The sequence below is a fragment of the Deinococcus proteolyticus MRP genome (assembly GCF_000190555.1).
Lineage (GTDB): Bacteria > Deinococcota > Deinococci > Deinococcales > Deinococcaceae > Deinococcus > Deinococcus proteolyticus.
In genome coordinates, this window is the sequence record NC_015161.1 from 1,277,406 (window position 1) to 1,290,636 (window position 13,231).

The following is a 13,231-nucleotide window of genomic DNA, read 5'->3' on the forward strand; positions in this document are numbered from 1 at the left end:
GTTATGGCACAGGCCGGGCCTGACGGCTGGTGGCCTGAATTTTGAACTCAGTCCAAACAGTGTAGCGAACTCTGGTGCTCACCGTATTGTTCCACAGCGTGAGGGGCGGGGTCTGCGCAGTGAAATGACACCAGGGAAAAGACGCCTGTGAAATGACGCTTATGAAATGACGCTGTGGAATTACGGTGCCCCCTCCCCCTGCCCTGCCCGACGCCCGGAGGCCGCCCCCAATTCATTCCACGCCTCTCCACACACCAGTGCCACCTGCCCGGCATGCCAGGACGAATGCCGGGCGTTCAGCCGCAGCAAACCCGCCACACTGAAGCGGCGGCCCGCGTAGTCCAGCGGCTGGGCCAACTGCTGCTCAGAAAGGCGACCCAGCGTAGTCAGTTCCCACCGCAGCAATTCCGGCAAATAATGTGGCGGGTCCAGCTCCAGGTGCAGCGCACGGGCCACTGCGCCCCAGTAGACACGCTTGGTGTCCAGAATGTGCCGAAGCCGCTCCAGGGCCAGCGCCTGCCCAGGGGCGTCCGGTCCACGGTGCAAGGTCTGCTGAAAAGCCTGGTCCACACTCTCCCAGGCGTCGAAACTGGATTCGTTCAGCAGAGCGTACACCCAGGCGAGATGGCTGGGCGGCAGGTTCGCGGCCCGGTCAGATTGGCGTTTGCTCACGCCGCTATCCTCGCACGCACGGTGGGCGGCCCGGCCTGCGCACGTCTGCTAGCTTGGGCAGGATACCGGGCCTGCCGCCCCTCCCTTCCCCTATGCCCCACGATCCTGCCCTTCTCCTGCTGCACCTGCGCTCGGCCCTGTCTGGCCGGGCCAGGTCCGAATGGACTGTGGCAGCGCGGCTGGCCAGGCTGGGGCTGCCGTGGCTGGTCACGCTGGCAGTGCTGCTGGGGATACCAGCACCCGCCACAGACCCCCTCCAGCGCGGCGCGGCCGAGGCTCCTCCCGAGCAGCTGCAGCGGGCCGAAACACCGGCCATAGAGCGGGCCACCCTGCCGGGCCAGCACCTGCGCGAAGGATATCCGCCGCAGCCCTGGCCCGACCTGCCGCCCGGCTGGCCTGAATGGTCCGGCCGGGGGCAGGCGCTCCACACCGCTGCGGCGCGGCCGCTTGGTGTGAATATCCCGCAGCGCCTGGCCCACTGGGGCAAGCGGCAGCTCGAAGGCGGCTAGCGCGGGACGGAGCTGTAGCCGCCCCGTTCCTCCCCGCCTACACTCAAGGAGACTTTCCCTTTGACCTTCAACAACCCCAATCAGCGTCAGCGCCGGCCCCGGCGCGGCGCGGTGCCCACCGCCAACCGCCCCAGTCCCTGGACCGGGCTGCTGCTGCTGGTCACCTTCCTGACCGCCCTGGCCTTTATCTGGCGGCCCTGGCAGCACCCCGACACCCCCACGCAGCTGTACAACGACCAGTACCAGGCCGTGACCCTGGGTCTGGACCTGCGCGGCGGCCTGCGAATCGAGCTGGAGCCCACCACCAAGGACTACACCCGCGAGGACCTGGACAAGGTCAAGACCATCGTGGAAAACCGGGTAGACGCCTTGGGCGTGGCCGAACCGACCGTCACCGTGACCAGCAACGACCGCGTGGTGGTAGAAGCCCCCGGCGCCACCCCCGAAATCCAGCAGCAGGTGCGCAACGTCATCGGCCAGACCGCCCGGCTGGAATTCCGCATCGTCAAGGACGGCGCTACCCCCGACAGTACCCTGGCTGCCGAGAAGCCTGCCACCGGCGGCTACAAACTGAGCGACCTCGGCCCGGTGCAGGCCACCGGCGAAATCATCGCGGACGCCCGCGCCGCCACCGACCAGTCGGGCCGCTGGGTGGTGGCTTTCGACAACACCGAAGAGGGCGCCAAGAAGTTCGGTGAATTTACCGGCCCCAACGTGGGCAAGCTGATGGCGATCGTACTGGACGACCAGATTCAGTCGGTGGCCACCATCAACCAGCAGCTGTTCCGCGGCGTGCAAATCAGCGGCGACTTCGACGCCGACGAGGCCAGTCAGCTGGCCCTGGTACTGGAAAGCGGCTCGCTGCCGATTCAGGTGAAGACCGCCGCCGAGCGTTCCATCGGCCCCAGCCTGGGCGCCGACGCCATCCAGAGCGGCATGACTGCCGGCCTGATTGGTCTGGGCGCCGTGTTCGTGATGCTGTTCGCCTACTACGGCCTGTGGCTGGGCCTGGTCGGGGCGCTGGGCCTGCTGTTCTCGGCGGCCATTCTGATGGGCCTGCTGGGCGGCTTCGGCTCTACGCTGACGCTGCCGGGGATCGCCGGTCTGGTGCTGACCATCGGCGCGGCCGTGGACGGCAACGTGATTTCCTTTGAGCGCTTCAAGGAAGAGCGCCGGCGTGGCAAGGGCGTGCGCCAGGCCATCGCCAAGGCGTACGAACACTCCACCCTCACCATTCTGGACGTGAACGCCACGCACCTGATCAGTGCTTTTGCCCTTTACCAGTTCTCCAGCGGGCCGGTGCGCGGGTTCGCCGTGGCCGTGATTGCCGGCACGCTGGCCTCCACCTTTTCCAACCTGGTGTTCGCCAAGTGGATGATGACCTGGCTGGCGCAGCGCTTCCCCAACCTCAGCGCGCCGCAGTGGATTACCGAGCCGCGCATCAACTTTATGAAGCCGGCCGCCCTGATTGCCGGACTGAGCGGCCTGCTGGCGCTGGGCGGCGCCGCCTACGTCGCCACGCAGGGCCTGAACTACGGGGTGGATTTCCGCTCCGGCACCACCGTGACCGCCCGCTTTGACGGCGGCGTGACCCCCGAGCAGATTCGCGCCCAGGTGGTGGCCGCCGGCGCCGAGGGCGTGACCCCGCAGAACACCGTGATTCAGCAGGACATCGTGCCGGGAATCGAGGGACAGCAGTACACCATCAAGGTGCCTGAGCTGTCGGCCGCCGAGGTCAGCGCCGTGGGCCAGCAGCTGGCCAGCCTCAGCGGCGGCGAGGTGCAGAGCAGCGAGACGGTCGGCCCCGCCGTGGGCGCCGAGCTGACGCGCAACACCATCTACGCCATGCTGCTGGGCCTGACCGGCATTCTGATCTACGTGTGGTTCCGCTTCGACCTGGTGATGGGCCTGGGCTCCATCCTGGCAACCGTGCACGACGTGGCGATTGCCGTGGGCATCTACGCGCTGCTGGGCCTGGAGTTCAACATCGCCACTGTGGCGGCCATCCTTACGCTCATCGGCTACTCGCTGAACGATTCGATCATCATCTCCGACCGTATCCGCGAGAACCTGCGGGCCATGCGCGGCCAGAGCTACCGCGACATCGTGAACACGTCAATCAACCAGACCCTTTCACGCACGGTGATGACCAGCCTCAGCACCATGCTGCCGCTGGTGGCGCTGCTGCTGTTCGGCGGCCCGGTGCTGCGTGACTTCAGCCTGATTCTGCTGATCGGCATCATCGTGGGCACCTACTCCAGCATCTATATCGTGGCTCCGCTGGTGGTGTTCTGGAACGAGCGCCGGGACCGCCGGGCCCCAGCCCCGCCCGCCGAGCCGGTGGCCTGACCACTTTCCTTCTCCCCTTTTCCTCCGCTGCTCTCCCCCACGCCCGGCTGCCGGCGTGGGGGTTTTCCGTGACTGCGCCCCAGCCCCCTCATCCCTGCTTCACACCGCCGTCAGGCCCAGCCGCTAAGCTGTGAAGTATGAAAGTTAGCCATATCGTGATGACTGCCGCCGCGCTGGGAGCGTTCGGCGCTCCCGCCCTGGCCCAGGCCACCAGCCAGAGCCGGCCCGCTGCCCGTCAGAGCACCGGGCTGCCCGTGAGCATTCAGAAAGACAACCGCTTTCTGATTCTGAGCGAGGCCGGGATTGCCCGCGCCTTCCAGAACGCCGCCACCCGTCCCGACGCCGTGTTCGTGACCCGCGACCGCAAAGTGACCATTTCGCTGGAGTACCGCAGCTCGACCCTGCGCCCGAATGAAATCACCTCGCTGCTGACCCAGTACCCCACCGTGCTGCGCCGTCAGCTGCCCGGCATCAAAACCCTGAACGCCGACATCGTGCGCGCCGGGGGCAACCAGTGGGCCCAGTTCGTGATGACCCTGCCCGGCAAGAACGGCACCGAGCGCCGCTTGGAGCAGCTGATGACCTCGGTGGGCAACCGGCCCATGGTGGTGACCATCGACAGCAGCACCGACGGCTACAAGGCCAACGAAGTCGCCGTGCGCAACCTGGTGAACTCGATTCAGGTGATTCGCTGAGCCGCACAGACCTCTTCTGCGCCCTGTGCCCCAGCTCCGGCTGGGGTTTTTCTGTGAGTGTAGCAGCGCAGGCAAGCGGCCTCACGCTGCGCCCAGTCCGCGCCGGTTATGCTGATTCGCGTGCTGGCAGCATTTAGCGGACATCCTTTTCTGGCCGAACTGGCGCTGCGCGACTGGGCGGAGGAGCACGGCATCAACCGCGCCGAGCTGACCCGGCTGAGCGGCGAGGAGGTCACGCCCGAGAGCCTGGAACCACTGCTGGCGCCCAGCCTCTTCGGCGGCGGCGGGGTGATTGTGGACCTGAGCGGGGTCAAGCCGGGCAAGGAGCTGATGGAACTGCTGGCCGGGGCGCAGGCCCCCGCGCTGGTGCTGGACACCACGGCCCCGCCGACCCGCGCCAAAGTGTACGAAGCGCACGGCGAACTGATTCGCAGCCCCAACCCCCAGCGCCCCGGAGACGTGCTGGGCTGGCTGGTGCCCTACGCCAAAAAGCAGGGGCTGAAGCTGGAAAAAGACGCGGCAAGCTACCTGGCCGACGTGTTCGGCACCGACCTGACCGGAATAGCCGGCGAGCTGAACAAACTGAAGTTCCTGCCTGCCGGCACCCGTCTGGACGCGGAGACGGTGCAGGAGGTGGTGGGCCGTGAACGGGCCGGCGACTCCTTCGCCATGCTGGACGCCGCCACGGCCGGGCGGCCAGCGCTGGCTCTGGAGCAGCTGGGCCGGCTGCTGCGCGGCGGCGAGGACCCCTTTCGCCTGCTGGGCGCCGTGGTGTGGCAGTACAGCCTGATTGCCCGCTGCGTGGGGCTGCTGGCCGACTCGGGCGGGCAGGTGAGTGAGGGCGCGGCGGCCAGCCGGCTGGGAGCCAAACCCTACCCGGTCAAAAAAGCTTTGGCGGTGGCCCGCCGGTTGGATGAGGCCAAGATTCGCCGCCACCTGGCCCGCATCGCGGGGGCCGACCTGGACCTCAAGCGCGGCCACGACCCGGCGCGGACTTTGCAGCGGCTGATGATTGAGCTGAGCCGCTGAGGCGTCCGACAGGATATCCGGCCAGTCGCCAGCTGCCAGACGCCAGCTCCCCGATAGGCACCTTTTCCACAGACCGCTGAGAAGCTCCGTGCTCTTCCCAGGGGCAACAGCGCCAAGGCAGCGCAGAACAGTGACTTCACCCCGGGGCCTGTTCTTATGTCATCCCAGGCGGAACTTCCTGCACACTGGCCGCGTACTGTAAGGCGATGAAGAAGTTTCACCTGCCGCTGCTGGCCGCCCTGCCGGCGCTGATGGCGTCGTGTTCCTCCCCGGCGGGGAACGTGAACGACTACCAGCGCAACTCGTATGCCACCTACGAGGAGTGCGTGCAGGCCAACCAGAAATACATTGACCAGGGCATGCAGAATCCGTGCACGCGCAACCAGACGGCAGGCGGCTACTACGGCCCGTGGTTCTTTTTCTGGGGCGGGGGTCTGGGCCGGGTGGTGGGCTACAACGCGGACGGCAGCTCCAGCCGCAGTGGCTACCAGGTGGACCGCAGTGGCCGGCTGACCGGGCGCTTTCAGGCCCCGCAGATTTCGCGTGGGGGCTTTTCCACCGGCACGCGGGGCAGCGGCAACACGGGCACCCCGGGTAGCAGCACCGGCACCGGCAGCGCCACCCGCAGCACACCGCCCACCAATTCCGCCAGCCGCTCCTCTACCCCGCCGCGCATCATCGTGCCGGGCACCAACGGCAACCGCACGGGCGGCTCTTTCGGCGGCTGAGCGCGGATGAAACGCCGGACATTCGCGCCGCGTCCCGGCTGGCAAGCACGCCTGGAAGCGGTAGGCATGCTGTGGCACGGCGCTGTGCCCGAGCACCCGGTCCCCTACTGGGCCGAGGACGCTGGCTACAGCTTTACGCGCACTGAAATCACCGCGCTGGAGGGAGCCAGCCAGCACCTGACAGACTGCGTGCTGGCCGCGACAGAATACGCCATGACGCACGGCCGCCTGGCCGAGCTGGGTATTCCTAACTTTATGGAAGAGGCGGTGCGCGAGTCGTGGGAACGCGACGACCCCAGCGTGTACCTGCGGCTGGACCTGGCCTACCGCCCCGGCGAAGCGCCGCAGCTGCTGGAGGTGAACGGCCAGACCCCTACCAGCCTGCTGGAAGCGGCAGTATGCCAGTGGCAGTGGCTGGAAGACCGCCAAGCAGCGGGTGAGCTGCCGGCGACCAGCGGACAATGGAACACCATTCACGAGGCGCTGGGCGAGCAGTGGGCCCACCTGCAAGCGGCGCGGGGCCTGCAGGAAGTGACCTTCAGCTCCGCGCCGATTGATGAGGACCTGGCGACCGTGACCTACCTGCGCGAACTGGCGAATGCAGCGGGGATCCACAGCACCTTTCTGGAGGTGGATGCCCTGGGGCTGGCCCCCGGCGAGCCGTACCTGCTGGACGGCTGGCCGCGTCCCATCCGGCAACTGATGTGGCTGTGGCCCTTCGAGTTCGCCTGGGACGCCCGCGACGGCGAAGCGCTGGCCCGCACCCAGACCCGCTTTATCGAGCCGCTGTGGAAGGCGGTCACCAGCTCCAAGGGCCTGCTGGCGCTGCTGCACGAGCTGTACCCGGACGACCCGCACATTCTGCCTGCCAGCCTGACCCCCGGCACCCTGCAGGGCCCGGCGGTGCAAAAGCCGCTGTACTCCCGCGAAGGCCAGAACGTCATCCTTCCCGGCGCCGCCATGACGCCGGGCGACTACGCCGGTTACCCCCTGATGGAGCAGGCCTACACCGAGCTGCCCACCTTCACCGCCCCCGATGGCCCACGTTATCCGGTGCTGGGGGTATGGGCAGCGGGCAGCGAGGTCTGCGGCCTGGGTATCCGCGAGGGGCGCGGGCGCGTGACCGACAACCGCGCCAGCTTCGCGCCGCACTGGGTGGAGGACTGAAGGGTGAACAGGACGTGGCCTCCGACCTTCCAGCAAAAGCTGTACTCGTTCCTGGATCCCAGTGACGGCGGCGGGCCAGCTGAGCAACTGTTCAACGCCCTGCTGGGGGCACTCATCCTGATGAATGTGGGCGTGATGGTGCTGGGCACAGTACCGGAAGTGGCGCAGACCTACGGCCCCCTGATCCGGACATTCGATCTGCTGTGCGCCCTGATCTTCGGGCTGGAATACCTGGCGCGGCTGTATGTCACGCCGCTGCGTCCCGGCCTGCCCCCAGGATGGCGCGGCCACCTGCGCTACGCCCTGCAACCCATGCCGCTGATTGACCTGATTGTGATTGCCGCGCTGCTGGTCCCCGGCAATGCGGCGCTGGTCAGCCTGCGTGGGCTGAGGCTCCTCAAGCTGCTCTCGCTGCTGCGGCTCGGGCGCTACTCGGATTCGCTGCTTCTGATCGGGCGGGTCATCCTCCAGCGGGCCGGCGAACTGCTGACCACGGTCCTGATTGCCACTGTGCTGGTCTTTATCGCGGCCAGCGTGCTGTACCAGGTCGAGTCGGCGGCCGGCACCGAAGGCTACGGCAGTATTCCCGAAGCGCTGTGGTGGGCGGTGGTCACGCTGACCACGACTGGCTACGGCGATGTGTACCCCGCGACCGGCCTGGGCAAGCTGGCCGCTGGGGTCATCATGCTGTTCGGGGTAGGGATGGTGGCCCTGCCGGCTGGCATGGTCGCCAGCAGCTTTGCCGACGAGCTGTCACGCCTGCGCGAAGAAGAGGCCCGGCGCGAACAGTCGCAGGCCACGCCGTACTGCTTTTGCCCCCACTGCGGAGAGAAATTGCCGTAACCCTGGCAGCCTGGACCCTGTCAGGCGGCTGCCCGGCGCGGCCCAGGCTGCCAGTTCAGCAGCACCAATCCCGCCACCACCACCACGACGCCCAGCAGTGGCAACAGGCCAAAGCGCTCGCCCGCCAGATAGCCCCAGAAAAGACCCCACACCGGCAGCGAGTAGGTGATAGCGGTGGTCTGGGTGGCCGAAGTGCGGGCCAACAAGGTGTAAAACAGCAGATACGCCAGCCCGGAGCCAAATACCCCAAGCGCCGCCGCCCCAGCCAGCGAGGCGGCGCTGACCTGTGAGGGCCACTCAGTCAGCAGGGCCAGAGGCAGCAGCATCAGCGCCGAAAGGCTCAGCTGCGAGGTCGCCAGACTCAGGGCGCTGACCCCCTGCAAGTACCGCTTGGAAAGGGCCGTTGCCACTGCGTAGCTGAGCGTCGCCAGCAGAACAAGCTGCACACCCAGCGCGGTGGCATGTCCCCCAGCCAGGCTGCCCGAAACTGTCAGGCCCACGCCCAGCAAGCCAATCAGCACGCCCAGACCCACCCAGACTGTGGCCTGAGCGTCCCGCACTGCCAGCGCAATGCCCAGGCTAAACAGGGGCGTGGCCGCATTGAGAATGGAAGCGATGCCCGAACTGACCGTTTCTTCTCCCCAGGGAAAGAGGGTCCAGGGCAGGGCATTGTTGAGCAGCGCCGCCAGGACAAGAGGCACCAGCAGCTCACGCGGGGGCCAGGCTTCCCGGCGCCACCGGAACGCGGCCCACAGCACCGCCGCCCCAAAGCAGGAGCGCAGCAGCGCCACCCACAGCGGCGGGAAGCTCTCGCCCGCCACTTTGATCAGGATGAACGAGGCTCCCCAGACGAAGGACAGCGTGAGCCAAATCATCAGGTCCTGGCGGGTCATAGAGAGCGAGTATAGAGAGTGTCAGCCGCAGTTGCCGCTCTTAGATCAGGCCACTCCGGATAGTCGCCTTGCTTGCGGAGCCTCCCCGCCGCCTACCCTGGACAAGCCCCAGATCTGCCACGAACTCCGCCAGCAGCGCCCGGCCTTCCGGCCACTCATCGTGCCCGCTGGCCGTGTTCAGATGCCCGCTGCCCGCCCAGACCAAGTCTGCGCACCAGGCCGCTGCAAACGCCTCGGCGCGGGCGGGCGACACCACCGGGTCATCGGTACTCGACACCACCAGCACCGAAAACGGCAAGGGGTCCAGCGGCACCGGAGCCATGCGGCGCACTTTGGGGTAGAGCTGAGCCATGTTCGGCTGCTCGGCGTCGGGCGGGGCCACCAGAAAAGCGCCGCGCACCCGCTCCGGCACCGGGGACTCCCGCGCCCAGATGAGCACGGTAAGCACTCCGCACGAGTGGGCCACCCGCACCAGCGGGCCAGGGGTGGCCGCTATCACTTCCTCCAGCCGCGCCGCCCAGGGCAGCGGCCAAGGGGTCTTCGGGGTCATCTTGCCGCACCCGTACCGAGGGCAGCTACGGCTCCCAGAGGCTTTGCCAGTGCCCAGGGCCGGAGTCGCCGTAACCGGGAATGATGACGTAGGTGGGTTCGCTCATAGCCCCAGCCAATCTGCGCCCACCTCCGCTGCCGGGCGCTCGTCGGCGGCCTTGACCTCGTCGCGGCGGGTGGCCCAGGCCGGGAAGGGGTAATTGACCAGCACCGGGTTGGGCACATCCGGCTGGCTGACCAGCATGGTGCCGGGCTGCAGGATGCCGGCCCGCTGCCGGAAGCTCTGCGGCAAGAAGCGGTATTCGGGCCGCTCGGCTTCGGCCATGTCCAGCCGGCCCACCACCCGGATAGCGGCGTTGGACACGATGCGCCGCTCCACCTCCGAGGCGGTCTGCTGCGCCCCGATCAGGATGATGCCCAGGCTACGGCCACGCTCGGCAATGTCCAGCAGCACGTCCTTGATGGGGCTGTCGCCGTCGCGGGGAGCATACTTGTTCAGCTCGTCCAGCACCACGAACACCGTGTCCTGGCGGCCCACCTTTTCCTTGTGCTCGAACACCTCGCGCAGCAGCACCCCCACCGCGAACATCTGCGCCGGGCCGCTGAGACTGTGAATATCCACCACCGTGGTCTGGATACCGGCCTTCAGCACGTCGGGGCGGTAAAGGTCGGCCTGCTCACGGCTCAGGTCCCCCCGAATCAGCGGGCTGAGGTACTTCTGTACCCCGCGCATGCGCCGAATAAAGGCCCGCAGCGTGCCGGGGTTCTGCTTCTGCACCCATTTTTTGTCGCCCTCGCCGTCGTTTTCTTCCAGCAGCTTGTATTCGATATACGAAATCAGCTGGTCGAAGCGGGTAATGGTGATGCCACCCAGCGCGCCGAACTCCAGGTCTTCGGGAATCTCGCTGCCCTCCTCGGGGTGCCAGTCGGACACGGTCAGACCGGTGCCACTGCCTTTTTGCTCCTGCGCCATCCGGAAGAGCCGCTCCTCCACGTTGCCGATCACGAAGCCCAGATTCAGGCTGCTGCCCGCGTCCGAGAACACGTAGGCCAGCATCCGCCGCTCACAGAACTCGCGCAGCGAGAACACGAAGGCCGTGACGCCGCCCGAACGCTGCGCCACATCCGGCACGATGGCGTCGCCGCCGGCCGAGCGCGGCGGGGCCAGAAACTGCACGTTCTGAAAGGGCCGCTGCGGCAAGCCCAGCCGGGCGTAGCGGCCCTGAGCGCCGAAGCCCTTGCGGGCGCTGACCGCGCTTTCTTTATCTTCCACCCGCGCATTGGGCTGGTCCAGAAACAGCAGGTCTTCGCCCTTCACATTAAAAATCAGCGCACGCGTGTTGTGGCCCTCGTGGCGCTGTTGCAGCACGGCACCCTGAAAGATGGAATGCAGCAAAAAGAGGGCGTAACTGGTCTTGGTCGCCACGCCGGAAATGCCGGAGATGTTGATGTGGCCGCCCTGCTCACCGTTCACGAACTGGTAGTTGACCGGCAGCACCTGCCCGTCGCTCAGCAGGCCGCCGGCAAAGGTGTAGTCCATCTTGTCGGCGCTCAGGGCCAGCGCGAGTTCGTCGCCCACCGCGTGCCGCACCGGGTCGCCGGGCTGCGGCGGAATAAAGTCTTCTGGGTCCACCCGCGTGACCAGCACCCGCGCCGCGTAGCTCACACTGGCCGGCAGAATGCCCTCTATCACGTCCTGCACGTCGGAATCGAACTTGACACCCTCGTGCCGGGTCCGCACATGGTCCACGATGCCGAAAAACCTGACCGGCTGGCCGTCCGGCTTGGTGGTCTGCACGGCCACCAGGTCATCCATCTGCACCGAAGCGCCGGGCAGCACAGCGAACCAGAACCCCGTCGGGGTGGCGTCCTCGGTGCCCATCACCAGGCCGATGGTGGTGTTGTCGGTGGTGGCAGCGGGAGTGTCGCCGGCGCTGGCAGCGGGAACAGAGTCGTGGGCAAAAGCGGCGGGGTCGGAATGGGTCATGGGATACTCCAGGGAACGGCGGGGGCGGGGGCGAAAACGGTGAACTCAGGAGAGGCGTATCAGGAAAGCAGAGCCACCATAGCTGACCGGCTCCGCCTCGTCACGGAAATGCAGGGTCACGCAGTCGTCCAGGCCCCAGCCGGTGGCCATGTGGCGCGCGCGCAGGTGCCGGTGCAGGGTGGCGGCGCCGCCCCACTCGGCAAAGTGAACGCCCAGCAGCGTGCCCGGCAACAGGCCCAGGCCGGGGCCGAAGCGGTCGGGCACGCCGCTGTCCTGGCCCGGAATCAGGCACTGCTCCAGCGCCAGCAGCGCCCCCGCCGACACCCCTGCGTAAGGCACGCCGGAGCGGTAGCGAGTGCAAATCAGCTCACGCAGTGGACCAGTGCCGTACAGGTCGTGATAGCGGGACGTGTCGCCGCCTGCCACGAAGATGGCCGAAGCACCGGCAATGGCCGCCGCCGCCCAGTCCAGGTCCAGGTCCAGGGTTCCACTTTCTTCGTCTGGAGCTACGAACTCCACCTGCCGGCCCGCCCAGAGGTCACGGTACAGGGCCGCGTGCTTTTCGCTGAGGGCATAGGAAAGCACGGCGACGCGCTCCCCGCAGACCTTCAGCCAGGGGGGCGTGAAGGCGTCCAGCGCACTCATCCCGCCCAGCAAGAACAGCTGGCGGGTCATCAGGCGCGGACGCGCTGCCCAGCCAGGTGGGCACGGATACGGCGGGTGACCAGCTCGGCGTTGCCCAGGCGGCGGCCCATCTCCTGCTCCAGCGCGGCGGTGGGCACCAGGTTCTGCGGGGCGCGGCCGTCCTTGTGGGGGACACTGCCCAGACGGCACAGCAGCGTGCCCGACAGGTCGGCAATGTCGCGCACTGCACGCGGCACGAAGTCCACGTCTTCGGGGGCGTGCATTTCCAGCCGCATCACCCCGGCCAGCGGGTGCTGGTAGAACTCGGCGCTGGCCAGGCGCACGAACCAGGTAAAGCGCTGCTCACGCCCACCGCTGCCTCCCCCGCTTCCCTCGCCGGTGTCGCCCACGGTAAAGCGCAGGATAGGCGTGCGCTCGCCGCACTTCAGGTCGCGCAGCAGCGGGTTGCGGTCGGCGCCCAGGTAATCGGTGTGCAGGCTCTTGATATAGCCCAGCACGGCGCGGCCCTGCTCGCCCACGCGCACCGGGCCGTCTTGCAGCACCAGCGTGTCGGGCGACATGTCCGGGTCTTCCTCGTCCAGCGGCAATGCCGAGGCCAGCGCGGCAGCCAGCGCCCGCTCGGCGTCCAGCATGGCCTTTTGGATGGCGGCCTGGGCACCCAGCACGTCGGTGCCCCTGAAGTGCAGCGGGTCGTAGATCAGGTGGCCGGTCTGGGGGTTTTTGGGAATCAGTTCCTCGGCGCTCAGGCGCAGGTCGCCGCTGTGCGCCAGCAGCCGCCGCGCTTCTACGCCGTGAAAGCGGGCCTGCCGGGTGCCGTGCGGGCACAGGTCTACCGCCCCCACCGCGTAGGCTCCGAAGCCGGCCACACTCAGCTCCTGGCGGTCGTCTTCCAGCAGCAGCCGCGCTTCCATGCGGGGCTTGCCGTCCACCACCAGCACGCGGCGCAGACTGTGGGGCAGCGGTCTGGGTGCCACCGCCCGCCACTCGCCTTCCACGTCGAACACGTTCCCCTTAAACGGCGTCAGCGTGAGCTGAGCGCTGTGGGTGTCCACCGGCCAGGGGTCCAGACGAATACGCATAAACGCCAGTGTAGCGCGGAAAAGTCTGTCTGGGACGTAATACGTCAGGAGCATAATCCCCTGATATTATTCTGCTCTTTCGCCGT

The 13,231-nt window shown here is 67.5% G+C and carries 14 protein-coding genes; 7 read left to right on the forward strand and 7 right to left on the reverse strand.

The window, feature by feature from the left end; all coding sequences use genetic code 11:
• Positions 1-180: 180 nt before the first annotated feature.
• Positions 181-672: a hypothetical protein gene (locus DEIPR_RS06100; protein WP_013614965.1), complete on the reverse strand. Its 492-nt coding sequence runs from the start codon at positions 670-672 to the stop codon at positions 181-183.
• 92 nt (positions 673-764) lie between these two features.
• On the opposite strand from DEIPR_RS06100, the gene DEIPR_RS06105 reads away from it, so the two are divergent.
• The 7 genes from DEIPR_RS06105 to DEIPR_RS06135 all read left to right on the forward strand — a co-directional run bounded on the left by DEIPR_RS06105 (position 765) and on the right by DEIPR_RS06135 (position 7,992).
• Positions 765-1,181, forward strand: coding sequence for a hypothetical protein (locus tag DEIPR_RS06105; RefSeq protein WP_013614966.1), 417 nt, complete (start codon positions 765-767; stop codon positions 1,179-1,181).
• A 60-nt stretch (positions 1,182-1,241) separates the two neighbouring features.
• The gene (gene secD / locus DEIPR_RS06110) at positions 1,242-3,530 is read left to right on the forward strand and encodes a protein translocase subunit SecD (RefSeq protein ID WP_013614967.1); all 2,289 of its coding nucleotides are present in this window, start codon (positions 1,242-1,244) and stop codon (positions 3,528-3,530) included.
• Positions 3,531-3,667: 137 nt separating this feature from the next.
• Positions 3,668-4,225 carry a hypothetical protein gene (locus DEIPR_RS06115; protein ID WP_013614968.1) on the forward strand — a complete coding sequence of 186 codons (558 nt, stop codon included), beginning with the start codon at positions 3,668-3,670 and terminating at the stop codon, positions 4,223-4,225.
• Between the two features lie 108 nt (positions 4,226-4,333).
• Positions 4,334-5,254, forward strand: coding sequence for a DNA polymerase III subunit delta (holA, locus tag DEIPR_RS06120; RefSeq protein WP_013614969.1), 921 nt, complete (start codon positions 4,334-4,336; stop codon positions 5,252-5,254).
• Between the two features lie 206 nt (positions 5,255-5,460).
• Positions 5,461-5,982, forward strand: a complete 522-nt coding sequence (locus tag DEIPR_RS06125; RefSeq protein WP_013614970.1) for a hypothetical protein — start codon at positions 5,461-5,463, stop codon at positions 5,980-5,982.
• 6 nt (positions 5,983-5,988) lie between these two features.
• Positions 5,989-7,149 carry a glutathionylspermidine synthase family protein gene (locus DEIPR_RS06130; RefSeq protein ID WP_013614971.1) on the forward strand — a complete coding sequence of 387 codons (1,161 nt, stop codon included), beginning with the start codon at positions 5,989-5,991 and terminating at the stop codon, positions 7,147-7,149.
• 3 nt (positions 7,150-7,152) lie between these two features.
• Complete coding sequence (locus DEIPR_RS06135; RefSeq protein WP_013614972.1) at positions 7,153-7,992, forward strand: ion transporter; 840 nt, start codon at positions 7,153-7,155, stop codon at positions 7,990-7,992.
• Between the two features lie 20 nt (positions 7,993-8,012).
• Here DEIPR_RS06135 and DEIPR_RS06140 read toward each other — a convergent pair whose 3' ends face one another.
• The 6 genes from DEIPR_RS06140 to DEIPR_RS06160 all read right to left on the reverse strand — a co-directional run bounded on the left by DEIPR_RS06140 (position 8,013) and on the right by DEIPR_RS06160 (position 13,145).
• The gene (locus DEIPR_RS06140; protein ID WP_013614973.1) at positions 8,013-8,885 is read right to left on the reverse strand and encodes a DMT family transporter; all 873 of its coding nucleotides are present in this window, start codon (positions 8,883-8,885) and stop codon (positions 8,013-8,015) included.
• A gap of 40 nt (positions 8,886-8,925) precedes the next feature.
• Positions 8,926-9,435 carry an RBBP9/YdeN family alpha/beta hydrolase gene (locus tag DEIPR_RS06145; protein ID WP_326493021.1) on the reverse strand — a complete coding sequence of 170 codons (510 nt, stop codon included), beginning with the start codon at positions 9,433-9,435 and terminating at the stop codon, positions 8,926-8,928.
• 25 nt (positions 9,436-9,460) lie between these two features.
• Positions 9,461-9,541, reverse strand: a complete 81-nt coding sequence (locus DEIPR_RS14805) for an alpha/beta hydrolase (protein WP_326493044.1) — start codon at positions 9,539-9,541, stop codon at positions 9,461-9,463.
• Complete coding sequence (locus DEIPR_RS06150; protein ID WP_148231905.1) at positions 9,538-11,316, reverse strand: ATP-binding protein; 1,779 nt, start codon at positions 11,314-11,316, stop codon at positions 9,538-9,540. The genes DEIPR_RS14805 and DEIPR_RS06150 overlap by 4 nt, the downstream gene beginning before the upstream one ends.
• Before the next feature lie 150 nt (positions 11,317-11,466).
• Positions 11,467-12,096 (reverse strand): Type 1 glutamine amidotransferase-like domain-containing protein, encoded by a 630-nt coding sequence (locus DEIPR_RS06155; protein WP_013614975.1) that lies wholly within the window; start codon positions 12,094-12,096, stop codon positions 11,467-11,469.
• Positions 12,096-13,145: a DNA double-strand break repair nuclease NurA gene (locus DEIPR_RS06160; protein ID WP_041221973.1), complete on the reverse strand. Its 1,050-nt coding sequence runs from the start codon at positions 13,143-13,145 to the stop codon at positions 12,096-12,098. The genes DEIPR_RS06155 and DEIPR_RS06160 overlap by 1 nt, the downstream gene beginning before the upstream one ends.
• Between the last annotated feature and the right edge of the window lie 86 nt (positions 13,146-13,231).

Excerpts from the sequence above, each read along its gene's own strand:
- DEIPR_RS06105 (WP_013614966.1), top strand. The coding sequence starts at position 765 with ATGCCCCACGATCCTGCCCTTCTCCTGCTGCACCTGCGCTCGGCCCTG.
- DEIPR_RS06115 (WP_013614968.1), top strand. The coding sequence starts at position 3,668 with ATGAAAGTTAGCCATATCGTGATGACTGCCGCCGCGCTGGGAGCGTTC.
- holA (WP_013614969.1), top strand. The coding sequence starts at position 4,334 with ATGCTGATTCGCGTGCTGGCAGCATTTAGCGGACATCCTTTTCTGGCC.
- DEIPR_RS06125 (WP_013614970.1), top strand. The coding sequence starts at position 5,461 with ATGAAGAAGTTTCACCTGCCGCTGCTGGCCGCCCTGCCGGCGCTGATG.
- DEIPR_RS06130 (WP_013614971.1), top strand. The coding sequence starts at position 5,989 with ATGAAACGCCGGACATTCGCGCCGCGTCCCGGCTGGCAAGCACGCCTG.
- DEIPR_RS06140 (WP_013614973.1), bottom strand. The coding sequence starts at position 8,885 with ATGACCCGCCAGGACCTGATGATTTGGCTCACGCTGTCCTTCGTCTGG.
- DEIPR_RS06145 (WP_326493021.1), bottom strand. The coding sequence starts at position 9,435 with ATGACCCCGAAGACCCCTTGGCCGCTGCCCTGGGCGGCGCGGCTGGAG.
- DEIPR_RS14805 (WP_326493044.1), bottom strand. The coding sequence starts at position 9,541 with ATGAGCGAACCCACCTACGTCATCATTCCCGGTTACGGCGACTCCGGC.
- DEIPR_RS06150 (WP_148231905.1), bottom strand. The coding sequence starts at position 11,316 with ATGGGCACCGAGGACGCCACCCCGACGGGGTTCTGGTTCGCTGTGCTG.
- DEIPR_RS06155 (WP_013614975.1), bottom strand. The coding sequence starts at position 12,096 with ATGACCCGCCAGCTGTTCTTGCTGGGCGGGATGAGTGCGCTGGACGCC.
- DEIPR_RS06160 (WP_041221973.1), bottom strand. The coding sequence starts at position 13,145 with ATGCGTATTCGTCTGGACCCCTGGCCGGTGGACACCCACAGCGCTCAG.